We start from the raw sequence: 25,758 nt of genomic DNA, 5'->3' as shown, positions 1-25,758 counted from the left end.
GAGTCACGTTGAACCACTGAAGTCATACCACGAGACATCACCAAAAAGGATGGCAGATATGAATATCAAGACTGGCGCACGCGTTTTCGCATTGTCCGCCCTCGCAGCAATGATGATTTCCGCACCGGCGCTCGCCAAAATTGAAGAAGGCAAACTGGTTATCTGGATTAACGGCGACAAAGGCTATAACGGCCTGGCCGAAGTGGGCAAAAAATTCGAGAAAGACACCGGCATCAAAGTGACCGTAGAGCATCCGGACAAATTGGAAGAGAAATTCCCGCAGGTTGCGGCAACCGGCGACGGCCCGGACATCATCTTCTGGGCGCATGACCGTTTCGGCGGTTACGCGCAGTCTGGCCTGCTGGCTGAAGTCACCCCGGACAAAGCGTTCCAGGACAAACTGTTCCCGTTCACCTGGGATGCCGTTCGCTATAACGGCAAGCTGATCGCGTACCCTGTCGCGGTCGAAGCCCTGTCTCTGATTTACAACAAAGACCTGGTCCCTAACCCACCGAAAACCTGGGAAGAGATCCCGAAACTGGATAAAGAGCTGAAGGCGAAAGGTAAATCCGCCCTGATGTTCAACCTGCAAGAGCCGTACTTCACCTGGCCGCTGATTGCTGCCGACGGCGGTTACGCATTCAAGTTTGAAAACGGCAAATACGACGTGAAAGACGTGGGCGTCGACAGCGCAGGTGCGAAAGCGGGTCTGACCTTCCTGGTTGACCTGATCAAGAACAAACACATGAACGCGGATACCGATTACTCCATCGCGGAAGCGGCGTTCAACAAAGGTGAAACCGCGATGACCATCAACGGTCCGTGGGCCTGGACCAACATCGATAAGAGCAAAATCAACTACGGCGTGACGCTGCTGCCAACCTTCAAAGGCAAGCCGTCTAAACCGTTTGTTGGCGTGCTGAGCGCAGGCATCAACGCTGCCAGCCCGAACAAAGAGCTGGCGAAAGAGTTCCTCGAAAACTACCTGCTGACCGATCAGGGTCTGGATGAAGTGAACAAGGACAAACCGCTGGGCGCCGTCGCGCTGAAATCTTTCCAGGATCAGCTGGCGAAAGACCCACGTATCGCGGCCACCATGGATAACGCCCAGAAAGGCGAAATCATGCCGAACATCCCACAGATGGCCGCATTCTGGTACGCGACCCGTACCGCGGTTATCAACGCTGCAAGCGGTCGCCAGACCGTTGATGCCGCGCTGAAAGATGCTCAGGGTCGTATTACTAAGTAAGCAGAAAAACGGCGGGTGGCGCGTGCGCTTACCCGCCCTACGACTACGGCACGATCCGTAGGTCAGGTAAGCGCAGCGCCACCTGACGATAAGATTCCATCGTTGTAGAGGAAGAACCCCATGGATGTCATTAAAAAGAAACGCTGGTGGCAAAGCGACGCGCTGAAGTGGTCAGCGATCGGTCTGCTGTGCCTGCTGGTGGGTTACCTTGTTGTTTTAATGTACGTACAAGGGGAATATCTGTTCGCCATCATGACGCTGATTTTAAGCTCTGCTGGCCTGTATATTTTCGCCAACCGTAAAGCCTACGCCTGGCGCTATGTCTACCCTGGAGTGGCCGGGATGGGGCTGTTTGTCCTGTTCCCGTTGATTTGTACCGTCGCTATTGCGTTTACCAACTACAGCAGCACCAACCAGCTTGCGCAGGAACGCGCGCAGCAGGTCCTGCTGGACCGCTCATACCAGGCAGGCAAGACCTTTAACTTCGGCCTCTATCCTGCAGGCAATGAGTGGAAGTTAGCGCTCACTGACGAAGCAAGCGGGAAATACTATGTCTCTGACGCCTTCAAATTTGGCGGCGAGCAGAAGCTGGCCTTAAAAGAGGCGCAAGCCCTGCCGGAAGGTGAACGTGCCAACCTGCGCGTCATTACCCAGAACCGTCAGGCGCTGACCCAGCTCACCGCCGTGCTGCCGGACGAAAGCAAAGTGATCATGAGCTCGCTGCGCCAGTTCTCAGGCACCCAACCGCTCTATACCCTGGCGGATGACGGCACGCTGACCAACAACCAGAGCGGTGTGAAATATCGTCCGAATAAAGACATTGGTTTCTATCAGTCCATTACTGCCGACGGCAAATGGGGTGATGATAAGCTCAGCCCGGGCTACACCGTCACCATCGGCTGGGACAACTTTACCCGCGTGTTTACCGACGAAGGCATTCAGAAACCGTTCTTCGCCATCTTCGTCTGGACGGTGGTCTTCTCCGTACTGACCGTGATCCTCACCGTGGCCGTGGGCATGGTGCTGGCCTGTCTTGTCCAGTGGGAATCCCTGAAGGGCAAAGCGATCTACCGCGTGCTGCTGATTCTGCCGTATGCCGTGCCGTCGTTTATCTCAATTCTGATTTTCAAAGGGCTGTTTAACCAGAGCTTCGGTGAAATCAACATGATGCTGAGCGCCCTGTTCGGCATCAAACCGGCCTGGTTCAGCGACCCAACTACCGCCCGCTCGATGATCATCATCGTGAATACCTGGCTGGGCTATCCGTACATGATGATCCTGTGCATGGGGCTGCTGAAGGCCATCCCGGATGACCTGTACGAAGCTTCGGCGATGGACGGTGCGGGCCCGTTCCAGAACTTCTTTAAGATTACGCTGCCGCTGCTCATCAAGCCGCTCACCCCGCTGATGATTGCCAGCTTCGCCTTTAACTTTAACAACTTCGTGCTGATTCAGCTGTTGACCAACGGCGGCCCGGACCGCCTGGGCACCACCACGCCGGCAGGCTATACCGACCTGCTCGTGAGCTACACCTACCGTATCGCCTTCGAAGGCGGCGGCGGTCAGGACTTCGGTCTGGCGGCGGCGATTGCCACCCTGATCTTCCTGCTGGTAGGCGCACTGGCGATAGTGAACCTGAAAGCCACGCGTATGAAATTTGACTAAGGAGGGCACTGAACATGGCTATGGTACAACCCAAATCTCAGAAACTGCGCCTCCTGGCGACGCATTTAGGCCTGCTGATTTTTATCGCGGCGATCATGTTCCCGCTGCTGATGGTAATCGCCATCTCCCTGCGTTCGGGTAACTTTGCCACCGGGAGCCTGATCCCGGACGAAATCTCCTGGGAGCACTGGAAGCTCGCGCTGGGCTTCAGCGTGGAGCACGCGGATGGCCGCGTCACGCCACCGCCGTTCCCGGTGCTGCTGTGGCTGTGGAACTCGGTGAAAATCGCAGGCATTACCGCGATCGGTATCGTGGCGCTGTCCACCACCTGCGCTTACGCCTTTGCCCGTATGCGTTTCCCGGGCAAAGCGACGCTGCTGAAAGGGATGCTGATTTTCCAGATGTTCCCGGCGGTGCTGTCGCTGGTGGCGCTGTACGCCCTGTTTGACCGCCTGGGCCAGTACATTCCGTTTATCGGTCTGAACACCCACGGTGGCGTGATCTTCGCCTACCTTGGCGGTATCGCACTGCATGTGTGGACCATTAAAGGCTATTTCGAAACCATCGACGGTTCGCTGGAAGAAGCGGCCGCGCTGGATGGGGCTACCCCGTGGCAGGCGTTCCGCCTGGTGCTGCTGCCGCTGTCGGTGCCGATTCTGGCGGTGGTGTTTATCCTGTCGTTTATCGCTGCGATCACCGAAGTACCGGTTGCCTCACTGTTACTGCGTGATGTGAACAGCTACACCCTGGCCGTGGGTATGCAGCAATACCTCAACCCGCAAAACTACCTGTGGGGCGACTTTGCCGCGGCGGCCGTACTCTCTGCCATCCCGATTACTGTGGTGTTCCTGCTGGCGCAGCGCTGGCTGGTCAACGGCCTGACGGCGGGCGGTGTGAAAGGTTAAGTTTCATTTTGTTATGCCACTGCAACCCTCAACTTTAGACGTATTGTATTGACCCAACTTGTGACTGTTGTTAGGCGCTCTTCGGAGCGCCATTTTTTTATTCTCGCTTCAGCCGCTTCGAGTTACACAGCCAGAGGGTGATCACCAGCAGCAGGATCGCCGCCGAGTAGATCAGCACGTCGAGCGGGGATTTATGATCGACGATGATCAGCCGCACAATCGCGGTGATCCCGATGTAGACAAAATAACGCAACGGGAAGTGAAAGCCGGACTGAAAATACTTCACAATCAGGGCGATAAATTCAAAGTAGAGAAAGTAGACCACCAGTCCTTCCACCAGCGCATATTTGCTGGTTTGTTCAGGGGCAAACAGCACATCCGCCAGATGCACCGTCTCCTTACCCAAAAAGACGACCAGTATCAGGCCAAGGCTCAACAGACCGAGGTTCAGCACGGTCTGGAGGATAGTTGAGATAAACTCAACGCGCGGGCGAGTCAGGGATGTCATACAGCACCTCATTCTCCAGGGCGAGGTTTCTGTATAACGCAAAAATGTGACGGAGATCTATATTTTTTGTTTATGTTTAGCGCACCGGAGAGGATTCCCCTCACCCCGGCCCTCTCCCCAAAGGGGCGAGGGGGAAAAGACAGCACCGAGCGATCCCCTCTCCCCTTTGGGGAGAGGGTTAGGGTGAGGGGCATCAGCGGAAGTTAATGTTCTTATCGCTGGTCATATCATACAGCTGGAACTTACGTCCAAGCTGCTGACCGCCGTCGCGCGTCAGCGGCGTCCAGCCAATGGCCGCGCGGCTGCGGGTTGGACCGGATGAGAACAGATCCAGCGGAATCGACACGTAAACCCCTTTGGTGAAGTCTCCTTCCCCGTACTCGTCCGGCGAGACGTTGGTGATGGTGGCATAGCCGCCCACCACGACGCCGCTGTCGAAGTGTTTGGAGATGTCCAGCGTGCCGCCCTTGTCGCCCGCCAGGTACTGGCCGACGCTGGCTTTCACCAGCACGTCAGGCGCGAACGACGGCGTCCAGTAGGCGGTCAGGTGGCCGGTTTTGACGCTATAGTCGGTGAACTTCATCATGTCCTGGGCGCTGCGCCAGTCACGCTGTTTGACGTAGTTGGCATCAATCCCGAACGCCCAGTTGCTGTCGACAGGACGATAAAGCACTTCTGCCCCCGCACCGCCGTACATGGTTTCCAGATACCCGCCGTACACCTGGCCGTAGAAGCCATTGCCGAAGTACTGGAAGTAGTTGGCCTGCAGGTTATTCACGTAGGCATCGTTCTGCACGTACTCACGCACGCGGGTACGCACGCGCGGCAGCGTCGAGTCTTTTGGCGGATTGGTGTAGTTGAACTTGTCGTAGTTGTTGGCGATGTTGCCGAACAGGCTGCCGGTGGTCAGCAGGTGGTCGGTGAGCCACAGATCCGCCGTCGCCATAACGCCCAGCTGATACATGTAGAAGTTTTCCGGCCCGCCGACGGACTGGTTCAGCACCGGATCGATATGGAAATCGAAGCGCGACTTGTCGATATACCAGCCCTGCTCGGTGGTCTCCGGCACGATCGGCTCAACGCGTTTTTGCACCAGCTCGGTTTCATGCCCAAGCGGTTCGCCTTCCAGGTGGCGCTTAAGGCTGGCAACGTCCGTTTCCGTCGTCACCTGCGGCAGATTGAGACGATTCTCCGTCACGCGGATCGTGCGGATCCCGTCCGGGAGATCGTTCATAATGATCCGGTTGGCGCGTTCGATCCCTTCACGCGAGTCGCGGTATTTTACCTGCTCGCCGGTGACATACAGCGTATCGCCTTTCACCTGAATTTTCGGATCCGCCAGACCGGCATTGTATTTCAGCAGCGTCAGCTGGTTTGCCACCACGGAGTGCTGCAGAATCGCATCCTGCGGCTCCGGCTGGTATGCAGGCCGCGCGTTATCATTGTAGTGCGGCCGCATGTCGTTAAAGTTGGTGCGCAGCGTGAAGCCAAACATCACCGTATTGCCGCGCTCGTAGCTGAGGTTAACGTCGGCCCAGTCGGTGACGCGATAAATGGCGCCGACGTTAAACTTGCTCTTCTGCTCAATCTTCCCGGCGAAGTCCTGCGAGTAGTCATTCCCCTCGTACTCCAGCTTCAGGCGTAATGGCTGCCAGGGCGTCTGATATTCAACGCCGCCAAACAGTGACGCCGGACCATGGAACATCTGGTCACCGTTGATGGAGCCCGCTTTCTGGTAGCTGTTATCGCGGTAGCAGTATTTATCGCTGTAGGAGCAAAACGGGTTTTTCACGTTGCCGCTGGTGCCGAGATAGCCCCATCCCAGACCGAGCGAGAAGTCGAACGGTCCCCAGGCCTTGCTGGCCACGATGTATTCCGCGTCAAACAGGCCGGTACCGCCGATATCTTTGGCGCCCACAGAGACCTGCGGCATCCAGTAGCTCTCTTCCCACAGGCGCAGCTTGACGTCGAAGGCTTTATCTTTGTAGGTCTGATCGCCTGAGAACGCCTCGACGCTGCTGTATTGTTTCGTCCGCACGTCGGTATAGCGCAGGGTGGTTTCAAGCCACGGGAACAGCTGCACCGACGCCGAGTAGTAGCGATACTGGTCGTTATCACGGTAGTTAAGGCTAATTTCCCCTTCACGCGCCATACGCGCGGTGGGCGTTTGCAGTAAACCGACGCCGCCGAAGTCTGACTGAGACGGGCCAATGGGTGCCGGATACGTTTCTGCATGGCAGGCGGCACTCACGCAGAGCGCCAGCATGCTGTAGAGATAGGTTCTTTTCATTATTCCGGTATCCGCTGAATCAGGGAGTGAAGGATATCGGCGTTAAGCCCGTCATACGCCTTCGTCCAGAAATGGTCGGCAAAACCGACAAAAATAATGCTGCCCGGCATGGGTTCGATATGACGCTTATTCCAGTAAGCGACAGGGGCTTTTTGCGTGTGGCCGTCAGGGTAAACCACCCAGGCATAGCTGTTATCCGCGCCGCTCAGCAGACTCTGCTCGTCGAGATAGCTCGCCACGTCACGACCGGGGGTAAAGGGCTTATTACCCGGGCTGCTGATAAGCCCCATCACGGTCACCGTCGTCGGCTTCGCCGGAAGCCAGAGCGTATAGTCCCCTTCCAGCGTGGGGTTGCCGTTTTCCGTGACGCGCACGTCATCCGGGTCAAGATTGACGTTCTGTCGGCCCGTCACCTTCAGCGCCTGCAGTTGCTGACGGACGCTATTAATGGCCGCCGCGTCGTCGCCATCTTCCTGTTCCGCGAGTCCCGTTAGCCTGGCAAGAAGCGCCTTGTGCTGCTGTTCCGCTTCCACGGTCTTCTGCCGTTCAGCGATGACCGCGCCTGGCCACCAGCTGTTGGCGAGCCTTGGCTGTCCGACAAGATCGAGCAGGTGTTCGGCGTGGGTTAAGGTTTTGGGTTTTTCACTGTCCGACGTGTAGACCTTTACTGTCCCGGCGGACCATGCCAGCGGCGCGGCAAAACTGGCGATAAGCGCAACGTGAATGAGCGTTTTCATGATTTCGCCGCCTTGATCAGGGTGGTTTTGACCGGGAAGAAACCGGCACCGAGATACTGTAAGGACTGACGGATCTGCCCTTCCTCGTCGATCCAGAAGCGGTTATGCCAGGTGGCCTGGTCGGTGGTGACCTCTTCATCCAGCACGCGAACCTGCGTTTCGTCGCTGCCGACTTTCACGCTGTCGGTGCCGTCCCAGCGGAAGGTCGAGCGTGCCGTGGCGTAACGCACCTGCTTGTGTTCGGTCCAGCCCATCGTGCGCGTCCAGCCTGCGCCGTCGGCGATCTGGTTCGGCTTGATCAGCGGGTCGTCGGCGATATTATTCACCTCCAGCAGGTTATCGCCGCCCAACAGGGTTTTCACGATACGGCCATGCTGCGTCACGATGGTGGCCTGATCCTGCGTCACCCATTTCTGCTGCCCGTTTTCATCGAAAGCGAGCACCACAAACAGTTGCGGGCCATCGTTAAGCTGCATGTACTGACTGGCATAGGGCATGTTCTGAAGTTCGTCATCGGTCAGATGCACGCCCGGTGTGCCGAACAGGCTTTCCCACAGTGAGTTTCCCAGCCCCTTAGTGGTGGCCGAGCACGCCTGCAGCAGCAGGCAAATCAGAATGATTGCAGGTCGCTTCACGACTCTTCTCCGAAGGGGCGAAATAACCACACCGAAGTGTGGTTATGATTAAAACACCCGCTATTACTGGGTGCTGGTTGTCGTGGTGGTCGTGGTTCCGGTGTTGGAGCCATCACCGCCACCGGTTGCCGCCAGCGCGACACCCACGGCTGAACTTACGGTGCTGGCGCTGGCTGCGGTAGAACTCCCCGCAGACGCAGACGTCGCAGCCGACCCTGCCGCTTCCCCGACCTGAACCGGAGCTGCATAGACAGATGTCGCCGCAAGCGCAGATATGGCAAAAATGCCATACAGTACTTTCTTCATAACAATTTCCCTTCAATGAATGAATGGAGATTTGCCCGAAAAGAATTTCAGGCGGAATCGAGTATACACAACTACTGCCGTGGGTTTGCCGTAAGGGGAAATAGGGAGAGGGTTTTCGGACTAATGGATAAAATCGAAATGAAAGAAAAAACAGATAAATATATAATCAATAAAAATCAACAAGTTATAATATAGAGACATTAACTGACTTCTGCGTATTTTCTTAAAATAAACCGCAGCAATTAACGGGTTAAGCGTCTTTTTCGGATTAAACTCAGAACCAGAATTTGAGTTAACTAACAGACATCAGGAATTATCCGATAAAAAAATGCCGGCATTAAGCCGGCACGTTTTCATGACATTTTAATTACGCACGCCATGCTTTATAACGGTTGATCAAACCATTGGTCGAGCTGTCATGGCTGGTAATCGCTTTATCATCACCCAGCTCTGGCAGAATACGGTTTGCCAGCTGTTTGCCCAGCTCAACGCCCCACTGGTCAAAGGTGAAGATGTTCAGGATCGCGCCCTGCGTGAAGATTTTGTGCTCGTACAGAGCAATCAGCGCACCCAGGCTGAACGGCGTGATTTCGCGCAGCAGGATGGAGTTGGTTGGACGGTTGCCTTCGAATACTTTGAACGGCACCACGTGGTCCAGCGTGGCCGGATCTTTACCCTGGTCGCGGTATTCCTGCTCTACCACCTCGCGGGATTTACCGAACGCCAGCGCTTCGGTCTGGGCGAAGAAGTTGGACAGCAGCTTCGGATGGTGATCGGACAGCGGGTTATGGGTGATAGCCGGCGCGATGAAATCGCACGGTACCATTTTGGTGCCCTGGTGAATCAGCTGGTAGAAAGCATGCTGGCCGTTAGTACCCGGCTCGCCCCAGATGATTGGGCCAGTCTGGTAGTCCACCGCGTTGCCATTACGGTCAACGTATTTACCGTTGGATTCCATGTTGCCCTGCTGGAAGTACGCAGCAAAGCGGTGCATATACTGGTCGTACGGCAGGATCGCTTCGGTTTCAGCGCCGAAGAAGTTGTTGTACCAGATCCCGATCAGCGCCAGCAGTACCGGCAGGTTTTTCTCTGGTGCGGTGGTGGAGAAGTGTTTGTCCATCGCGTGCGCGCCGGAGAGCAGCTCAACGAAGTTGTCGAAGCCCACGGACAGGATGATAGACAGGCCAATTGCAGACCACAGAGAGTAGCGGCCACCAACCCAGTCCCAGAACTCGAACATGTTCGCGGTGTCGATACCGAACTCGCTGACGGCTTTACCGTTGGTAGACAGCGCCGCGAAGTGTTTCGCCACGTGCTTGTTGTCGCCCGCGGTTTTCAGGAACCAGTCGCGCGCGCTGTGGGCGTTGGTCATGGTTTCCTGGGTGGTAAAGGTTTTAGACGCAACCAGGAACAGGGTGGTTTCCGGGTTCACGTTCTTCAGCACTTCGGCGATGTGGGTACCGTCGACGTTAGACACAAAGTGCATATTGAGGTGGTTTTTGTACGGACGCAGCGCTTCGGTCACCATGAACGGGCCGAGGTCAGAACCGCCGATACCGATGTTTACCACGTCGGTGATCGCTTTGCCGGTGTAGCCTTTCCAGCTACCGGAGATGATCGCTTCGGAGAAGGTTTTCATCTTTTCCAGCACCGCGTTCACTTCCGGCATGACGTCTTTGCCATCAACGATGATTGGCGTATTGCTACGGTTACGCAGAGCGACGTGCAGCACGGCACGGTCTTCGGTGCGGTTGATCTTCTCACCGGAGAACATGGATTTGATGGCGTCCGCCAGCTCGGTTTCTTTCGCCAGATCCTGCAGTTTTGCCAGCGTCTCTTCGGTAATGCGGTTTTTAGAGAAATCCACCAGCATCAGGTCGTCGAAAGTCGCGGAGAACTTGTTGAAACGATCGGCATCTTTCGCGAACAGATCCGCGATGGTGACGTCTTTCATTTCATCAAAATGTTTCTGGAGTGCCTGCCAGGCAGCGGTCTGCGTTGGGTTGATGTTTTTCATTAGCAATACTCTTCTGATTTGAGAATTGTGACTGCGGTCGATTGTAGCGCCTGCAAATAAAAATTGTGATGGTTTTTATGCCATTGCCCTGGCCTGCATCAAACACAGGTGAAAAGACCCGAAAAGTATAGCTGCTGAAGCGCCTTCCAGGAGCGGTGAAATGTCGGTCAAAATGCCCTAAAACGGAGCATAAAATCTGGCCCTGTTATAAGTCCTGTTTCTCAGGGGTACCCCCCCATAAAAAATCCGCATAATCCCAGCATTGACAGGACCTCCCCCGCATTTTATTTATAGGGCCGTATTTTGCGCCTGCACCTGTTTTCGTTTCACTCTTGTGCCAAGGTCGCTTATTCATTCCCTGACACGAGGTTGTTATGACGAGTTTTGTGGTCGCCAAATTTGGCGGCACCAGTGTGGCCGATTACGATGCCATGAACCGCAGCGCCGATGTGGTGCTGGCCGATCCGAATACCCGCCTGGTGGTGCTGTCTGCCTCTGCCGGCGTGACGAACCTGCTGGTTTCTCTGTCTGAAGGACTGGAAGCGACAGAACGTTTCGTGAAGCTGGATGCACTGCGCAAAATTCAGTTCGACATTCTTGAGCGTCTGCAGAACCCGAACGTCATCCGCGAGGAAGTGGAACGTCTGCTGGAAAACATCACCACCCTGGCAGAAGCCGCCTCGCTGGCCACCTCCACCGCCCTGACCGACGAGCTGGTCAGCCACGGTGAGCTGATGTCCACCCTGCTGTTTGTTGAAATCATGCGCGAGCGTAACATTCAGGCGCAGTGGTTTGACGTGCGTAAAGTGATGCGCACCAGCGACCGCTTTGGTCGCGCCGAGCCGGACGTTGAAGCACTGGCCGAGCTGACCAATCAGCAGCTTGCCCCGCGTCTGGCAGACGGCATCGTGATCACCCAGGGCTTTATCGGCAGTGAAGCGAAGGGCCGCACCACCACGCTTGGCCGTGGCGGCAGCGACTACACCGCCGCGCTGCTGGGCGAGGCCCTGCATGCCACGCGCGTCGATATCTGGACTGACGTTCCGGGTATTTACACTACCGACCCGCGCGTCGTTTCTGCGGCGAAACGTATTGATGTGATCGCGTTTGAAGAAGCGGCTGAAATGGCCACCTTCGGTGCGAAAGTGCTACATCCGGCAACGCTGCTGCCAGCCGTACGCAGCGATATTCCGGTCTTCGTCGGCTCGAGTAAAGATCCGAAAGCGGGCGGGACGCTGGTCTGCAAGAAAACGGAAAACCCGCCGCTGTTCCGCGCCCTGGCCCTGCGCCGTCGCCAGACGCTGGTGACGCTGCACAGCCACAATATGCTGCACTCCCGCGGTTTCCTGGCGGAAGTGTTTGGCATTCTGGCGCGCCACAATATCTCCGTGGATCTGATCACCACCTCTGAAGTGAGCATTGCGCTGACGCTGGACACCACCGGTTCTACCTCAACCGGTGATACCCTGCTGACGCAGTCGCTGCTGATTGAGCTGTCTGAGCTGTGCCGCGTGGAAGTCGAAGAAGACCTGGCGCTGGTTGCCATCATCGGTAACAAGCTGTCACGCGCCTGCGGCGTGGGCAAAGAGGTGTTTGGCGTGCTCGACCCGTTCAACATCCGCATGATTTGCTACGGTGCGTCCAGCTATAACCTCTGCTTCCTGGTGCCAGCCGATCAGGCCGAGCAGGTGGTGCAGAAGCTTCATCAGAATTTGTTTGAATAAGCGCAAGAATGGCCCGGGCATTTTCACTACCGGGCCATTCTTTAGCTTTTCATTACTGTTCTCATCAGCAACGAATCCAGATCTTTTAAATTTCCTTCTCTGCTGTCGGGTAGTACCGGCGGTACTTCTCCTCTCACCAGCTCATTTTGCAAAAAAGCGTGGAGTAATGGCCGTTTAGGACCATATTCCGCTTCATCTGCGCGCTGTTTTATTTCCAGCAATGCATCGATTTCCGCACGTAACGGCGCACACAGTTCGCTCCCGGCAAGCAGTTCGGTAAAACGCATCGGTGGAACGCCTTTCCCCGCTTCTACCCACCGCGCCGCCAGCAAAGGGCGCAGAACATAAAAGTACTTTTTCAGCCGAACCGTTTCCCCCTGTAAATATTCATGGAAGTTTTTTCGGGCCATCGAGTAGTAATGCCAGCGGGCGCGCAATGGTGAGAACCACGCGGGTATCAGCGCGCGCAACTCGGCCACTACCGTCTCATCCTCCTGATAAACAACAGGGGAATCCAGCCACTCGATAAGCGTCGGGTTTGCCCCCTTCAGCAGGCCCAGTGCCTTGCGCCATTCCCAGCCACATACGTCCAGTTCATCATCTATCGGCAGCTCGATCACATCCCGTTGGGCTTCGACGCGCAGATACCATTCTGGGCGGTGAACGTACAAAAACCGCACATCATAATCGCTATCCGGTGAGGCAAATCCCCATCCCCGGCTGTCCGATTCACAGGCGTAGAGCACGCGCACGTTATAGCGCTGCTCTATATCGCGAAGTTGCGCGCAGACTCGTGCGCGCATCGCGCTATCAACATCGTTGTTGCTCATTTTTTTATCCTTTTACACACACTACCTGACGCAGGGTGTGAACGATCTCCACCAGCGACGATTGCGCGGCCATCACGGCGTCAATGTCTTTATAGGCCATCGGCGTTTCATCGATCACCTCATTGTCTTTGCGACACTCTACGTGAGAGGTCGCCTGAATATGGTCGCTAAGGGTATAGCGTTTTTTTGCCGCCGTTCGGCTCATCACTCGCCCAGCGCCGTGGCTGCAGGAACAGAAGCTTTGCTCGTTGCCGAGGCCACGCACGATGAAGCTCTTTGCGCCCATTGAGCCCGGAATAATCCCCATTTGCCCTTTCTGCGCCGACACCGCACCTTTGCGCGTGATCAGTACCTCTTCCCCAAAGTGATGCTCTTTCTGCACATAGTTATGATGGCAGTTAACCGCCTCCTGCTGCGTAATAAAGGGCTTAGTCACTTCGCGAGAGAGCGCCGCCAGCACGCGCGACATCATCACTTCCCGATTGTGGCGGGCAAAATCCTGCGCCCACTCCACCGCCTCGATGTAGTCCTCATAGTGACGACTCCCCTCCTGAAAATAGGCCAGATTTTTATCCGGCAGATGTCCCAGGTGATGCTGCATATCCTGCTGTGCCAGGGCGATAAACACATTACCAATGGCGTTTCCTACGCCGCGCGAGCCGCTGTGCAACATCACCCAGACGCGCTGCTGCTCATCGAGACAAATTTCAATAAAGTGGTTTCCGGTACCCAGCGTGCCCAGATGCTGGTAGTTGTTGGTTTTCCGCAACTGCGGGTATTTATCCGTGAGTTGTTTAAAACGTGGGGCCAGCGCCCACCAGCGATCGTCCACTTCTTTCGGTGGCGTTTCCCACGCGCCTTTATCCCGTCGAGAACGGGTATTGGTTCTCCCATGCGGTACTGCCTGTTCAATGGCGCTACGTAAACCGCTGAGATTATCCGGCAAATCACCGGCCACCAGCGACGTGCGAACGGCAATCATCCCGCAGCCAATATCTACGCCAACCGCCGCAGGAATAATTGCCCCTTTGGTCGGGATCACGCTGCCAATGGTTGAGCCTTTGCCGAGGTGAACGTCGGGCATCACCGCAAGGTGTTTGAAAATAAACGGCATCTTTGCGGTATTCAGTAACTGCGCCTGTGCCTCTGGTTCCACGGGCACACCGTGAGTCCACATTTTGATCGGGGCGCCGTATGGCGCTGTCAGTAATTCAAAATCATTCTGTTGCATTGCGTTATCCTTTCAGGTTAACAAGGCCGTGTAATACCTGGTCCAGGCCACCAAATACTGAAATTTTGTCGATACGCTCCGCGACCCTTTCCAGGGTTTCCAGCTCTTTTAAACGCAGCGCCACCGGGTTGTTTTCCATCACCTTTGCGGTGTTTAACAGCGATCGTGTCGCCGCCGTTTCTTCACGTCGGCGAATAACATTCGCCTGGGCCGCTTTTTCGGCCTCTACCAGACGGGATAAAATCGTTTTCATATCACCAGGTAAAACAATATCTTTTACCCCAAGCGACGCAATTTCCATTCCAAAGGATGACAGGCGGCCTTGCACCTGTTTGCTGACCACCTCGTCAATGATCTGCTTATCTTCCAGTAACTCATCGAGAGTGCGGGTGCCGACCGCTTCACGCAGTGCGAACTGGAGTTCGCGGTACAAATGTTCCAGCGGTTTCGTAAGCTGTCCGCAGGCCTGCAGCACGTCGCTGTAGCGCCAGTTAGCCGCCAGGTTCAGGCGCAGGTTAACTTTGTCCTTCGTCAGGATCTCCTGCCCGCTCACTTCCACCACCTGAAGGCGCGTATCCACTACCTCTGCCTCAACCAGATGGTTAATTTTCCAGTAAGCCGTCAGTCCCGGCGGTAACAGTGCCTGAATTTCTCCGTCGATTTTCACCACCCCGACGTGCCAGGCAGGTACCTGTACGACCAGCATCGCGTCACGCCCTTTTACCGCGCCATTGCGACGCGGCTGCAGAGCAGCATTCATCACGTCCTCCGGCACCCGCACATCACGGGTATCAATTCTTCGCAGGCTCAACGCCGCATCCTGCTGCCAGTACAGACGACGTGTACAAGGCGGCACAATCTCCTGCAATACGCCGTTGTTCGATAACACCCCGATTTCATCCGCAGTAAGATCAACCGCCAGGCAGTAACGTGCCACCCAGTCAGGCTGAAAGCGGCGCAGATAATCCGCCAGCGCACCCGGCACCTCGCTGCCGTCCTGGCTCACCACCAGCACGTCGTCAGTATTGAACCAACCCAGACGGTGTTCACCCGCCTCCAGTACCCGGTAATAATCGCCAGCTTTTGCTACCAGTCCTAACTGACCTTTTTTTATCGTGATTTTTTTAGCCATTTTATATTCCTTAAAGTCAGGCGCGGGTGCAGGCACGAAATCACAGGGGAATGCCTTTTCGCCTGCGATCCGGCGCCATTACCGGCGACCTTCATTGGGATTGCTGACTGCGCAATCCCCGTTTTTACTTTGATGTTTACAACCAGTTTTCATTGGGAGAATGAATCGGGAATCGAACCCTTCTGTCTGTCATTGGTTGACGGAACGCCCCCGGAAAACAGCCTTGCCGTTCCTGGTGCGCCGACGGGGCCTTAACCCCCAGTGTGCTCAACGTCGTGACGTTATCTGTATTGCCAGAAGCGTGCCAAAAACAAAAATTGCCGTTTTATTTTTTTATTTCATTGATAATTAATGGTTTTTATTTATCACACTTTTCATTCATTGCCGTTCGGCTCAACATTTTTTATCCTGTTATATCGACAATTATCTTTCTGGATAAACATGAAGAAGCGGAAGGTGGTAATCGGGGTGCTTGGCACCGTGATGGATAAACGGGGAAAGCGGGCTAATCGCTTTCGCAAATGGCGACCGACCGTCGGGCTGTGCCAACAGCCGGATTTCCCGGTCGACAGGCTGGAGCTGCTACATCAACCGCGAGATCTCGGCATGGCTCAGCAACTGGCGGAAGATATTGTGCTGGTTTCCCCCCACACCGAGGTGCGTCCCAGCACGGTAATCATTGAAGACCCGTGGGATTTCGAAGAGGTTTATGCCGCGTTTCTCGATTTCGCCACCCAGTACACGTTTGATACCGATCACGAAGAGTATTTCGTCCATATCACCACCGGCACGCATGTGGCGCAGATCTGCTGGTTCCTGCTGACGGAAGCCCGTTATCTTCCCGCCAGCCTTTTGCAGACTGGCCCTGCCAGAAAAGAAGCCTCTGCTGAGGAGACTGCAGCCGGAACTTACTCAATTATCGACCTGGATTTAAGCCGCTACACAACCCTTACCAACCGTTTTCAGCGCGAGCAGCAGCAGTCAATCTCATTTCTGAAAGCGGGCATTGATACGCGAAATGCCACCTTTAACACTCTTATCGACAAGATTGAACGCGTGGCGCTACGTTCAACAGCCCCGATCCTGCTGACTGGCCCCACCGGCGCGGGCAAGTCGTTCCTCGCGAACCGCATTTATCAGCTTAAGCAGTCACGCCATCAAGTTTCCGGCAAGCTGGTTTCCGTCAACTGCGCGACCCTGCGCGGTGATAACGCCATGTCCACGCTGTTCGGCCATGTGAAAGGAGCCTTTACCGGCGCACTGTCGGCGCGCAGCGGCCTGCTGCGTGAAGCCGATGGCGGCGTCCTTTTCCTCGACGAGATTGCCGAACTAGGCCTGGATGAACAGGCGATGCTGCTCAAAGCCATTGAAGAGAAAACTTTTTTCCCGTTTGGCTCCGATAAAGAAGTTCACAGCGATTTTCAACTTATCGCCGGAACCCACCGTGATATGCGCCAGTGGGTGGCAGAGGGACGTTTTCGTGAAGATCTCTATGCCCGTATTAATATGTGGAGCTTTGCCTTGCCCGGCCTTGCCCAACGGAAAGAGGACATCACGCCGAATGTCGACTACGAACTTCAACGTTTCTCTCGTGAAAGCCAGACGCAAATCCGCTTCGATAAAGAGGCGCGCGAAGGCTATCTGGCCTTTGCCTGTTCCAGCAGGGCGCTGTGGCGGGGCAACTTTCGCGAACTGAGCGCCAGCGTCGCACGCATGGCGACGCTGGCGGAACGAGGGCGTATTACTCAGGATCTGGTGCTGGAGGAGATCTCACGTCTTCAGACCGACTGGCAAACTGACGTGACGCAGCCTGCAACTGACATGGAGATTGACCTCTTTGACCAGCGGCAACTTGAAACGGTGCTGGAGGTATGTCGCCGCAGCGCATCGTTGTCTGAAGCCGGACGTGAGCTGTTTGCCGTTTCACGGCTCAAAAAAGCCAATCCTAACGACGCCGACCGACTGCGCAAATATCTGGCTCGCTTTAGTCTGAGCTGGGAAAGCATCCGGTCATAATTCATTTGAATATTACTTCCTTACGCGATAAACAATAACTATAGCCGGGCTCGATCCCGGCTTTTTATAACAAACACATACAACATTCATCGCAAGGAAATCATTATGTTATCCGCTATTACGCGGCTGTTCCCGTTATGGGCGCTGCTGCTCTCCGTACTCGCGTATTACACGCCCACCACGTTCACCGGTATTGGTCCGTGGGTCACCACGCTGCTGATGCTGATCATGTTCGGTATGGGCGTGCATCTGAAAGTCGACGACTTCAAACGCGTGCTGTCTCGCCCTGCGCCCGTCGCGGCAGGAATATTTCTGCACTACCTGGTGATGCCGCTCGCGGCGTGGCTGCTGGCGATGGCCTTTAAGATGCCGCCCGACCTTTCCGCCGGGATGGTGCTGGTGGGCAGCGTGGCCAGCGGCACGGCGTCCAACGTCATGATCTATCTGGCGAAAGGCGACGTGGCGCTCTCCGTCACTATCTCGTCCGTCTCCACGCTGGTGGGCGTGATTGCCACGCCGCTGTTAACCCGCCTGTACGTAGATGCACATATTCAGGTGGACGTGATGGGCATGCTGCTGAGCATTCTGCAAATCGTGGTGATCCCGATTGCGCTGGGGCTGGTCATTCATCATCTTTTCCCGCGCGTGGTGAAGGCCGTTGAGCCATACCTGCCCGCATTTTCGATGGTCTGTATTCTGGCCATCATCAGCGCCGTGGTGGCGGGCTCCGCCTCGCACATTGCTTCCGTAGGCTTTGTGGTGATCGTCGCGGTGGTGCTGCATAACACCATTGGCCTGCTGGGCGGCTACTGGGGCGGGAAACTGTTTGGCTTCGACGAATCGACCTGCCGCACGCTGGCAATCGAGGTAGGGATGCAGAACTCCGGCCTGGCGGCGGCGCTCGGTAAAATCTACTTCTCGCCGCTGGCGGCCCTGCCGGGTGCGCTGTTCTCAGTCTGGCACAACCTCTCCGGCTCGCTGCTGGCGGGCTACTGGTCCGGCAAACCGATTGAGGAACAAACGAAAAAAGATGCGGTGAAGCAGGGTTAATTGACTCAGCTTGCTTTACACTGAAGCCTCTCTCTCAGGAGGCTTCAGCAATGGCGACACCACGTTTGACCCAGAAAGACATGACGGAAGCCGAGCAGCGCGAACTGAAAACGCTTCTCGACCGCGCCCGCATCGCGCATGGCCGTACGCTGACCAACGCCGAAACCAATCAGGTGAAAAAAGAGTACATCGACAAACTGATGGCGCAGCGTGACGCCGAGGCGAAAAAAGCCCGCAAACTGAAAAAGCAGCAGGCTTACAAGCCGGATACCGAAACGACCTTTTCCTGGTCGGCCAATACCTCTACCCGTGGAAGGCGCTAGCTAGCGCCCTTTCTTTTTACGGCCAGGCTGGGTAAATCGCTTCCCGTTGCCCGGTTTGCCGCGTCCTTTCTCTTCCGCCTGCGGTGCCTTCACGACCGGACGTTTAATCGCCTGGGTTTTCGGTTTTGCTTTGGCCTTCGGCTTCGCTTCGGACGAGGAGTTCTCGATAAGCTTGAACAGCTCGATCAGTTCGTCGTCCGTTAAGTCGCGCCATTCGCCCAGCGGAATGCCAGTCAGGCTGACGTTCATGATGCGCGTGCGCTCTAGCTTCGTCACTTCATAACCGAAGTATTCGCACATGCGGCGGATCTGGCGGTTTAAGCCCTGCACAAGGGTAATACGGAACGCGAACGGCGCTTCTTTCTTCACCTTACACTTTTTCGTAACGGTACCCAGGATCGGCACACCGGCGCCCATACCGCGAATAAAGTCGTCCGTGACCGGCTTATTTACCGTCACAATGTACTCTTTCTCGTGATCGTTACCGGCACGCAGGATCTTGTTGACCAGATCGCCGTGGTTGGTGAGGAAAATCAGCCCCTGAGAGTCTTTATCCAGACGGCCAATCGGAAAGATACGGCTGCTGTGGTTCACGAAATCAACGATGTTGTCCCGCTCGCCATCTTCCGTGGTGCTGACAATCCCAACCGGTTTGTTCAACGCGATAAACACCAGGTCTTCGGCATCACGCGGTTCGATGAGCTGACCATTCACTTTAACCACGTCGCCAGGCATCACCTGGTCACCAATCGTGGCGCGTTTGCCGTTGAGGAACACATTACCTTGTTCAATGTAACGGTCCGCCTCGCGACGTGAGCAGATCCCGCTCTCGCTAATGTATTTGTTTAATCGGGTTGATTGAGTTGGCAGCATAGTTTCTCCTGTGAAGGGCGAAATATACCTTAGGTATGGACTGGAAAAAAAGATTAGCCGACGGTAACTGAGACGGGTTTTTAAGTTTGCGAGACGCTTTCAGGATTTTGCGTCCTGTCATTTACCCATGTGTTCAAGCCTTTTAGTTTTACTCTCCATGGAGAAGTGTTTGTAGTTTATAAATCACAGGGAGTAATATGAAGGAGATTGTTCAGACAGAATCCTTCCGACGCTGGGAGTAAAACTTAAAAGATCGACGAGCGAAGACCATTATCGCTTCCCGCCTCTTTCGGTTGGCAAATGGCTTAGCGGGCGACGTTAAACCCGTGGGAGAAGGTATAAGTGAGCTAAGGATCCACTTTGGTCCGGGCTACAGAATCTATTTTAAAGACCAGGGCAATTACATCATCGTGCTGTTATGTGGTGGTGACAAAAGCAGCCAGGCCAGAGACATACTGATGGCAAAAATGCTGAGCAATGTATCCCAATGGCAGGAGTGAATGAGCATGCATAAATTAACACCTTACGATCCCGCCAACGCGTTGGTGGATGACGAGGAAATCGCCGTGTTTATCGCTGATGCACTAGAAACAGGCGACTCGACATATATCGCTAAAGCCCTTGGTGTTGTCGCGCGAGCCAAAGGCATGTCGAACATTTCACAGCAAACCGGTTTATCACGTGAGCAGCTTTATCGGTCATTCAGTGATAAAGGAAACCCAACGCTCAAAACCACGCTCGCGGTCATGAAAGCATTGGGTTTTGGGCTAACACTCAAACACGCCGGGGATTAATACTCATCCCGCTGGTCATCTTCATCCGGCTGTTCCATCACGCTGTAGGCCACCGCACAGAACAACGAGTTAAGGCGCTTCATATCACCCAGCAGTCCCAGGTGGAGTGAGCTGGTCTCGATACTTTGCACGTTTTGCTGATGCAGACGCTCAACGTGGGCGTGCGAGTAGCGGCGGTTAAGAATGCGGAATCGATGCTTGTTACGGCGCAGGCGGCGCGCGCTCGGGACGTCGCTGGAAAAGAAGACCAGCATCGCCAGCTTCAGGTTACTGACCAGCTGCTCGTGCAGCGCTTCCAGCTCCTTCAGGCCTTCAACGGAGAACGCCCGGCGTGCGGCCAGCGATTTATCGGCGATCTCGCTGCCCATGCGCTCAACGATATCGGAGGCCTGCTCAAGGTTGAGCGACATCTCAATGATTTCCGCCCAGCGGCGGGACTCCTCCTCCGCCAGCTCGTCCTGCGGCATGCGCGCCAGGTAGAGCTTAATGGCGGTATAGAGCACGTTGATATCGTCCGCCAGTCTGCGCAGCTCTTTCTCCTCCCGCGGCTCGCCGTGCATTACCTTTTGCAGGCCTTCGAGCATGGTCTCCATCGCGTCGCCCATGCGCAGTGTCTCGCGTGCGGCATTCGCCAGCGCCAGCGCCGGGGTGTCCAGCGCGGAGGTATCCAGGTGCTTCGGCTTCAGGCGCGCATCCAGCTCCGGTTCGTCCTGAATGAGTCGTTCGCAGAAGCGGGCCATCGACCCGGCAAAAGGGATCATCGCCAGGCAGCGCACCAGGTTGTAGAACACGTGGAAATAGATCACCAGCTCCGCTTTCGGCAGCGGGAGGTTGTCCATCAGGTTCGCCAGCGGATGGATAAAGGGCAGGATAATCAGGCTGCCCACCAGCTTAAACAGCAGGCTACCGAGTGCCACGCGGCGGGCGGCAGCGTTGGCGGCGCTGTTATTGAGCATCGCCAGCAGGCCAGAGCCGAGGTTGGCACCGATCACCAGACACAGCGCGACCGGGAAGGAGATCGCCCCGGCGGCGGTGAGCGTGGCCGTCAGCAGCACGGCGGCCAGGCTGGAGTAGCTGACGATGGCAAACACCGCGCCAATCAGCGCGTCGAGCATGATGTCCCCGGTCAGGGAAGCGAAGATGACCTGAACGCCGTTGGCCTCGGTAATCGGGGTGACCGCCTGCACAATCAGCTCCAGCGCCAGCAGAATCAGCCCCAGGCCAATGCCCACGCGTCCAAGCTGGCCGGCCCGCGTCTGTTTGCGGCCGAGGAAGAAGATGACGCCGACAAAAATCAGCAGCGGCGACAGCCAGGAGAGGTCAAACGTCAGGATACGCGCCATCAGCGCGGTACCCACATCAGCCCCAAGCACAATGACCAGCGCCGGGGCCAGCGCCACCAGATCCTGCGCCACAAAGGAGGTGACAAGCAGAGTTGTGGCGTTGCTGCTCTGAACCAGTGCCGTTACGCCAATGCCCGCGCAGAAGGCGAGCGGCTTCTTCTCAACGCTGCTGCTGAGAACAGTACGTAAACGGGCGCCAAAAACGCGCATCACGCCGGTACGGACGATATGGGTGCCCCATACGAGCAGTGCAACTGCAGAGAGCAGATGTAACAGGGTCAGCACGGAAGGTTTTCCTCCTTATCATTATTCGTTTTCCATAGGTTTAGTATAAGGGGTTAAGCGTAAGAAAGAGACAAGGCACCCTTGAGGTGCCCTGTTTGTTGTAAGGAAAAGTGACGTTAGTCTGCGTCGTAGCCTAAGTTCGGGGCCAGCCAGCGCTCCACTTCTGACACGCTCATGCCTTTGCGCAGGGCGTAATCTTCAATCTGATCGCGCTGCAGCTGCGCCACGGCAAAGTACTTGCTGTCCGGATGACTGAAGTACCAGCCTGAAACTGACGCACCCGGCCACATGGCGAACGACTCGGTGAGCTTCATCCCGGTATGGGCTTCGACGTCCAGCAGTTGCCAGATCGTGCCCTTTTCGGTGTGCTCCGGGCAGGCCGGATAGCCCGGTGCCGGACGAATCCCCTGGTAGTTTTCGCGGATCAGCTCCTCGTTGCTGAGGTTTTCATTCGCCGCGTAGCCCCAGTGCACCTTACGCACGCGCTCGTGCAGGTACTCGGCGAAGGCTTCCGCCAGTCTGTCGGCGATCGCTTTCACCATGATTTTATTGTAATCGTCGTGCTGCGCTTCGAACGCGTCCGCCAGCGCATCTTCTTCCAGACCGCCGGTCACGGCAAAGGCGCCAATATAGTCGGCTTTACCGCTCAGCTTCGGCGCGACAAAATCGGCCAGGCAGTAGTTGGCAAAGCCCACTTTCTCGGTTTGCTGACGCAGATGGCGGCTGACCGCCAGTATGTGGGTGCGAGTTTCATCGCGGTAAATTTCGATGTCGTCACCCACACGGTTAGCCGGGAACAGGCCCACGACGCCGCGCGGGTTAAGGGTTTTCTCCGCACTCAGCCTGTCGAGCATGTCGTTAGCATCTTTAAACAGGCGTTTCGCCTCCTCACCTACCACCTCATCTTCCAGGATGCGGGGATATTTGCCCGCGAGCGACCAGGTCATAAAGAACGGCGTCCAGTCGATGTAGTTGCGCAGCGTTTCAATGCTGGCGCTGACCTCCTGAACGCCCAGGCGGTGCGCGACCGGCGGCGTATAGCTCGACCAGTCAAACGCCAGATCGTTATCGCGTGCCGCCTGGAGTGAAACTGGCGGGGTACGCGGTTTCTTGCGCCCGTGCTGGATGCGAACGGTTTCGTACTCTTTGCGGGTGCGCTCAACAAACTCGTCGCGCTGGGTGTCAGAGAGCAGCGCGGAGACCACGCCCACCGTACGCGAGGCGTTCTGCACGTACACCGTCGGCCCGCTGTAGTTCTGCTCGATTTTCACTGCCGTGTGCGCTTTAGAAGTGGTCGCGCCGCCAATCAGCAGCGGAATGGTGAAGCCCTGACGCTCCATCTCCTTCGCCACGTTAACCATCTCGTCCAGCGACGGGGTGATCAGCCCGGAGAGGCCAATCAAATCGGCATTCACTTCGCGCGCGGTCTTGAGGATTTTATCCGCCGGGACCATCACGCCGAGGTCGATAATCTCGTAGTTATTACACTGCAGCACCACGCCGACGATATTCTTGCCGATGTCGTGCACGTCGCCCTTGACGGTGGCGATGACCATCTTGCCGTTGCTGGAGCCTTTCTCTTTGCTGGCCTCGATAAACGGCTCCAGGTACGCCACGGCCTGCTTCATCACGCGGGCGGATTTCACCACCTGCGGCAGGAACATTTTGCCCTCACCGAACAGATCGCCCACCACGTTCATGCCGTCCATCAGCGGCCCTTCGATCACTTCAATCGGGCGGGCTGACTGCTGACGCGCCTCTTCGGTGTCCTGCTCGATAAACTCGGTGATGCCTTTTACCAGCGAATATTCCAGACGCTTTTTCACGTCCCAGGCACGCCACTCGGCCTGCTGAACGTTGGCTGCGTCATCCGACTTGCTGCCGCGGTATTTCTCCGCCAGGTCCAGCAGCCGTTCGGTGGCGTCGTCGCGGCGGTTAAGGATCACGTCCTCTACGGCATCGCGCAGCTCGGCAGGCAGGTCGTCGTAAATCGCCAGCTGGCCGGCGTTAACGATCCCCATGTCCATCCCGTTGCGGATGGCGTAGTAGAGGAACACGGCATGGATCGCTTCACGCACCGGGTCGTTACCGCGGAACGAGAACGAGACGTTCGATACGCCGCCGGAGATGAGGGCATGCGGCAGTTCGCGCTTAATGTCCTCGCACGCGCCGATAAAGTCCTGGGCGTAGTTATTGTGCTCTTCGATTCCGGTCGCCACGGCGAAGATGTTCGGATCAAAGATGATGTCTTCCGGCGGGAAGCCCACCTCTTCGGTCAGTATTTTGTACGCGCGGCGGCAAATCTCAATTTTACGCGCGCGGGTATCGGCCTGGCCCACTTCGTCGAAGGCCATCACCACCACGGCGGCACCGTAGCGGCGGACCTGCTTCGCGTGGTGGATGAAGACATCAACGCCCTCTTTCATGGAGATGGAGTTGACGATGCCTTTACCCTGAATGCACTTCAGCCCCTTCTCGATCACGTCCCATTTGGAGGAGTCGATCATGATCGGCACGCGGGCGATGTCCGGCTCACCGGCAATCAGGTTGAGGAAACGCACCATCGCCGCTTCGGCGTCGAGCATCCCCTCATCCATGTTGATATCGATAATCTGCGCGCCGCTTTCCACCTGCTGGCGGGCAACGTCCAGCGCTTCGCTGTACTTCTCTTCTTTGATCAGGCGTTTAAACTTCGCGGAACCGGTGACGTTCGTACGCTCACCCACGTTCACAAACAGGCTGTCTTCACCAATGGTCAACGGCTCAAGGCCGGAGAGGCGACAGGCAACCGGCAGCTCGGGCAGCTTGCGCGGCGGCAGCCCGGCGACGGCGTTGCTCATGGCCGCGATGTGCTCCGGCGTGGTGCCGCAGCAGCCGCCGACGATGTTCAGAAAGCCAGACTCGGCCCACTCGCGGATTTGTGCCGCCATGGTGTCGGCATCCAGATCGTATTCACCGAAGGCATTTGGCAGACCGGCGTTCGGGTGCGCGGTGACGTAGCATTCCGCGATGCGCGATAGCTCCTGCACGTACTGGCGCAGTTCATCCGGGCCCAGCGCGCAGTTCAGGCCGAAGGAGAGCGCGTCGGCGTGGCGCAGGGAGTTATAAAACGCTTCGGTGGTCTGGCCGGACAGGGTACGGCCGGAGGCGTCGGTGATGGTGCCGGAAATCATGATCGGCAGGTCAACGCCCAGCGCCTCGAACTCCTCTTTCACCGCGTAAATTGCGGCTTTGGCGTTGAGGGTGTCGAAGACGGTTTCAATCAGGATCAGATCGGAACCACCTTCCACCAGCGCTTTGGTCGATTCCCGGTAGGCCGCAACCAGCTGGTCAAAGGTGATATTACGAAACGCCGGGTCGTTGACGTCCGGTGAAATCGACGCGGTGCGGTTCGTCGGGCCAAGCACCCCGGCAACGTAGCGCGGCTTATCCGGCGTGCGGGCCGTCCACTCGTCGGCGCAGGCGCGCGCCAGCTTCGCGGCTTCAAAGTTGATTTCCGCCGACAGGGATTCCATCTGGTAATCCGCCATGGCGATGGTTGTCGAGTTAAAGGTGTTGGTTTCAACGATATCCGCACCCGCTTCGAAGTAGGCGTTGTGGATATCCTTAATAACGGACGGCTTGCTGAGCACCAGCAGGTCGTTGTTCCCTTTCAGGTCGCAGGGCCAGTCGGCAAAGCGTTCGCCGCGGAAATCATCTTCACTCAGGCGATAGCCCTGGATCATGGTGCCCATGCCGCCGTCCAGCACCAGAATTCGTTCATTTAACTGCGCACGCAGTTGCTCTACTTTGCTGCTCACACTTGCTCCCGACAACGCTCAACAAGGCCAAAAGGCTGCGTTCCA

Annotated in this window: 20 protein-coding genes and 1 pseudogene; 9 read left to right on the top strand and 12 right to left on the bottom strand. The window is 56.3% G+C overall.

Going from position 1 to position 25,758, the window contains the following annotated elements:
- Window positions 1–58: 58 nt before the first annotated feature.
- The 3 genes from malE to malG all read left to right on the top strand — a co-directional run bounded on the left by malE (window position 59) and on the right by malG (window position 3,819).
- Window positions 59–1,249, top strand: coding sequence for a maltose/maltodextrin ABC transporter substrate-binding protein MalE (gene malE, locus KGP25_RS01670; protein WP_045909150.1), 1,191 nt, complete (start codon window positions 59–61; stop codon window positions 1,247–1,249).
- Between the two features lie 120 nt (window positions 1,250–1,369).
- Window positions 1,370–2,914: a maltose ABC transporter permease MalF gene (gene malF, locus KGP25_RS01665; RefSeq protein ID WP_223539871.1), complete on the top strand. Its 1,545-nt coding sequence runs from the start codon at window positions 1,370–1,372 to the stop codon at window positions 2,912–2,914.
- A gap of 14 nt (window positions 2,915–2,928) precedes the next feature.
- Window positions 2,929–3,819 (top strand): maltose ABC transporter permease MalG, encoded by an 891-nt coding sequence (malG, locus tag KGP25_RS01660; RefSeq protein WP_008500077.1) that lies wholly within the window; start codon window positions 2,929–2,931, stop codon window positions 3,817–3,819.
- Between the two features lie 97 nt (window positions 3,820–3,916).
- Here malG and psiE read toward each other — a convergent pair whose 3' ends face one another.
- The 6 genes from psiE to pgi all read right to left on the bottom strand — a co-directional run bounded on the left by psiE (window position 3,917) and on the right by pgi (window position 10,312).
- Window positions 3,917–4,327 carry a phosphate-starvation-inducible protein PsiE gene (psiE, locus tag KGP25_RS01655; RefSeq protein WP_000202963.1) on the bottom strand — a complete coding sequence of 137 codons (411 nt, stop codon included), beginning with the start codon at window positions 4,325–4,327 and terminating at the stop codon, window positions 3,917–3,919.
- Between the two features lie 193 nt (window positions 4,328–4,520).
- Window positions 4,521–6,617: a YjbH domain-containing protein gene (locus tag KGP25_RS01650; RefSeq protein ID WP_023345255.1), complete on the bottom strand. Its 2,097-nt coding sequence runs from the start codon at window positions 6,615–6,617 to the stop codon at window positions 4,521–4,523.
- Window positions 6,617–7,354, bottom strand: a complete 738-nt coding sequence (locus KGP25_RS01645) for a capsule biosynthesis GfcC D2 domain-containing protein (RefSeq protein WP_223539870.1) — start codon at window positions 7,352–7,354, stop codon at window positions 6,617–6,619. Before KGP25_RS01645 ends, KGP25_RS01650 begins: the two co-directional genes overlap by 1 nt.
- Window positions 7,351–7,989, bottom strand: coding sequence for a YjbF family lipoprotein (locus KGP25_RS01640; RefSeq protein ID WP_024906676.1), 639 nt, complete (start codon window positions 7,987–7,989; stop codon window positions 7,351–7,353). Before KGP25_RS01640 ends, KGP25_RS01645 begins: the two co-directional genes overlap by 4 nt.
- Window positions 7,990–8,052: 63 nt before the next feature.
- Window positions 8,053–8,295 carry an exopolysaccharide production protein YjbE gene (yjbE, locus tag KGP25_RS01635; RefSeq protein WP_008503423.1) on the bottom strand — a complete coding sequence of 81 codons (243 nt, stop codon included), beginning with the start codon at window positions 8,293–8,295 and terminating at the stop codon, window positions 8,053–8,055.
- Window positions 8,296–8,662: 367 nt separating this feature from the next.
- On the bottom strand, window positions 8,663–10,312 hold the full coding sequence (gene pgi, locus KGP25_RS01630) for a glucose-6-phosphate isomerase (protein WP_045909146.1): 1,650 nt from the start codon (window positions 10,310–10,312) through the stop codon (window positions 8,663–8,665).
- Between the two features lie 374 nt (window positions 10,313–10,686).
- On the opposite strand from pgi, the gene lysC reads away from it, so the two are divergent.
- The gene (gene lysC / locus KGP25_RS01625; RefSeq protein WP_045909145.1) at window positions 10,687–12,036 is read left to right on the top strand and encodes a lysine-sensitive aspartokinase 3; all 1,350 of its coding nucleotides are present in this window, start codon (window positions 10,687–10,689) and stop codon (window positions 12,034–12,036) included.
- A gap of 41 nt (window positions 12,037–12,077) precedes the next feature.
- Here lysC and KGP25_RS01620 read toward each other — a convergent pair whose 3' ends face one another.
- Genes KGP25_RS01620 through KGP25_RS01610 form a run of 3 tightly spaced genes read right to left on the bottom strand, consistent with a single transcriptional unit; the run spans window position 12,078 to window position 15,229 of the window.
- Window positions 12,078–12,866, bottom strand: a complete 789-nt coding sequence (locus KGP25_RS01620) for a nucleotidyltransferase domain-containing protein (protein ID WP_223539869.1) — start codon at window positions 12,864–12,866, stop codon at window positions 12,078–12,080.
- A gap of 4 nt (window positions 12,867–12,870) precedes the next feature.
- A complete protein-coding gene (locus tag KGP25_RS01615) occupies window positions 12,871–14,097 on the bottom strand; it encodes an RtcB family protein (RefSeq protein ID WP_048030178.1) in 1,227 nt (408 codons plus the stop codon).
- A gap of 4 nt (window positions 14,098–14,101) precedes the next feature.
- Window positions 14,102–15,229, bottom strand: coding sequence for a slipin family protein (locus tag KGP25_RS01610; protein WP_048030175.1), 1,128 nt, complete (start codon window positions 15,227–15,229; stop codon window positions 14,102–14,104).
- Between the two features lie 441 nt (window positions 15,230–15,670).
- Here KGP25_RS01610 and rtcR point away from each other — a divergent pair, with 441 nt between their 5' ends.
- The 3 genes from rtcR to KGP25_RS01595 all read left to right on the top strand — a co-directional run bounded on the left by rtcR (window position 15,671) and on the right by KGP25_RS01595 (window position 18,618).
- Window positions 15,671–17,245 (top strand): RNA repair transcriptional activator RtcR, encoded by a 1,575-nt coding sequence (rtcR, locus tag KGP25_RS01605; protein WP_048030173.1) that lies wholly within the window; start codon window positions 15,671–15,673, stop codon window positions 17,243–17,245.
- A gap of 105 nt (window positions 17,246–17,350) precedes the next feature.
- Window positions 17,351–18,295, top strand: coding sequence for a ketopantoate/pantoate/pantothenate transporter PanS (panS, locus tag KGP25_RS01600; protein WP_045909140.1), 945 nt, complete (start codon window positions 17,351–17,353; stop codon window positions 18,293–18,295).
- 50 nt (window positions 18,296–18,345) lie between these two features.
- The gene (locus KGP25_RS01595) at window positions 18,346–18,618 is read left to right on the top strand and encodes a DUF3811 domain-containing protein (RefSeq protein WP_014830263.1); all 273 of its coding nucleotides are present in this window, start codon (window positions 18,346–18,348) and stop codon (window positions 18,616–18,618) included.
- On the opposite strand, the gene rluF is transcribed toward KGP25_RS01595, so the two are convergent.
- On the bottom strand, window positions 18,619–19,491 hold the full coding sequence (gene rluF / locus KGP25_RS01590; protein WP_023293552.1) for a 23S rRNA pseudouridine(2604) synthase RluF: 873 nt from the start codon (window positions 19,489–19,491) through the stop codon (window positions 18,619–18,621).
- Window positions 19,492–19,688: 197 nt separating this feature from the next.
- On the opposite strand from rluF, the pseudogene KGP25_RS01585 reads away from it, so the two are divergent.
- Window positions 19,689–19,991 (top strand): annotated as a pseudogene (locus KGP25_RS01585) (type II toxin-antitoxin system RelE/ParE family toxin).
- 6 nt (window positions 19,992–19,997) lie between these two features.
- Complete coding sequence (locus tag KGP25_RS01580; RefSeq protein WP_021242718.1) at window positions 19,998–20,285, top strand: addiction module antidote protein; 288 nt, start codon at window positions 19,998–20,000, stop codon at window positions 20,283–20,285.
- Here the strand turns inward: KGP25_RS01580 and KGP25_RS01575 are convergent.
- Both KGP25_RS01575 and metH read right to left on the bottom strand, forming a co-directional pair.
- The gene (locus KGP25_RS01575) at window positions 20,282–21,913 is read right to left on the bottom strand and encodes a Na/Pi cotransporter family protein (RefSeq protein ID WP_048226411.1); all 1,632 of its coding nucleotides are present in this window, start codon (window positions 21,911–21,913) and stop codon (window positions 20,282–20,284) included. The genes KGP25_RS01580 and KGP25_RS01575 overlap by 4 nt on opposite strands.
- Window positions 21,914–22,029: 116 nt before the next feature.
- Window positions 22,030–25,713, bottom strand: a complete 3,684-nt coding sequence (gene metH, locus KGP25_RS01570) for a methionine synthase (protein ID WP_223539868.1) — start codon at window positions 25,711–25,713, stop codon at window positions 22,030–22,032.
- Between the last annotated feature and the right edge of the window lie 45 nt (window positions 25,714–25,758).

This window comes from Enterobacter sp. JBIWA003 (assembly GCF_019968825.1).
Taxonomy (GTDB): domain Bacteria; phylum Pseudomonadota; class Gammaproteobacteria; order Enterobacterales; family Enterobacteriaceae; genus Enterobacter; species Enterobacter quasiroggenkampii.
Note: the sequence above shows the minus strand (reverse complement) of the source record. Positions and strands in the feature narration are given on the sequence as shown.

Excerpts from the sequence above, each read along its gene's own strand:
- malE (WP_045909150.1), top strand. The coding sequence starts at position 59 with ATGAATATCAAGACTGGCGCACGCGTTTTCGCATTGTCCGCCCTCGCA.
- malF (WP_223539871.1), top strand. The coding sequence starts at position 1,370 with ATGGATGTCATTAAAAAGAAACGCTGGTGGCAAAGCGACGCGCTGAAG.
- malG (WP_008500077.1), top strand. The coding sequence starts at position 2,929 with ATGGCTATGGTACAACCCAAATCTCAGAAACTGCGCCTCCTGGCGACG.
- psiE (WP_000202963.1), bottom strand. The coding sequence starts at position 4,327 with ATGACATCCCTGACTCGCCCGCGCGTTGAGTTTATCTCAACTATCCTC.
- KGP25_RS01650 (WP_023345255.1), bottom strand. The coding sequence starts at position 6,617 with ATGAAAAGAACCTATCTCTACAGCATGCTGGCGCTCTGCGTGAGTGCC.
- KGP25_RS01645 (WP_223539870.1), bottom strand. The coding sequence starts at position 7,354 with ATGAAAACGCTCATTCACGTTGCGCTTATCGCCAGTTTTGCCGCGCCG.
- yjbE (WP_008503423.1), bottom strand. The coding sequence starts at position 8,295 with ATGAAGAAAGTACTGTATGGCATTTTTGCCATATCTGCGCTTGCGGCG.
- pgi (WP_045909146.1), bottom strand. The coding sequence starts at position 10,312 with ATGAAAAACATCAACCCAACGCAGACCGCTGCCTGGCAGGCACTCCAG.
- lysC (WP_045909145.1), top strand. The coding sequence starts at position 10,687 with ATGACGAGTTTTGTGGTCGCCAAATTTGGCGGCACCAGTGTGGCCGAT.
- KGP25_RS01620 (WP_223539869.1), bottom strand. The coding sequence starts at position 12,866 with ATGAGCAACAACGATGTTGATAGCGCGATGCGCGCACGAGTCTGCGCG.
- KGP25_RS01615 (WP_048030178.1), bottom strand. The coding sequence starts at position 14,097 with ATGCAACAGAATGATTTTGAATTACTGACAGCGCCATACGGCGCCCCG.
- KGP25_RS01610 (WP_048030175.1), bottom strand. The coding sequence starts at position 15,229 with ATGGCTAAAAAAATCACGATAAAAAAAGGTCAGTTAGGACTGGTAGCA.
- rtcR (WP_048030173.1), top strand. The coding sequence starts at position 15,671 with ATGAAGAAGCGGAAGGTGGTAATCGGGGTGCTTGGCACCGTGATGGAT.
- panS (WP_045909140.1), top strand. The coding sequence starts at position 17,351 with ATGTTATCCGCTATTACGCGGCTGTTCCCGTTATGGGCGCTGCTGCTC.
- KGP25_RS01595 (WP_014830263.1), top strand. The coding sequence starts at position 18,346 with ATGGCGACACCACGTTTGACCCAGAAAGACATGACGGAAGCCGAGCAG.
- rluF (WP_023293552.1), bottom strand. The coding sequence starts at position 19,491 with ATGCTGCCAACTCAATCAACCCGATTAAACAAATACATTAGCGAGAGC.
- KGP25_RS01580 (WP_021242718.1), top strand. The coding sequence starts at position 19,998 with ATGCATAAATTAACACCTTACGATCCCGCCAACGCGTTGGTGGATGAC.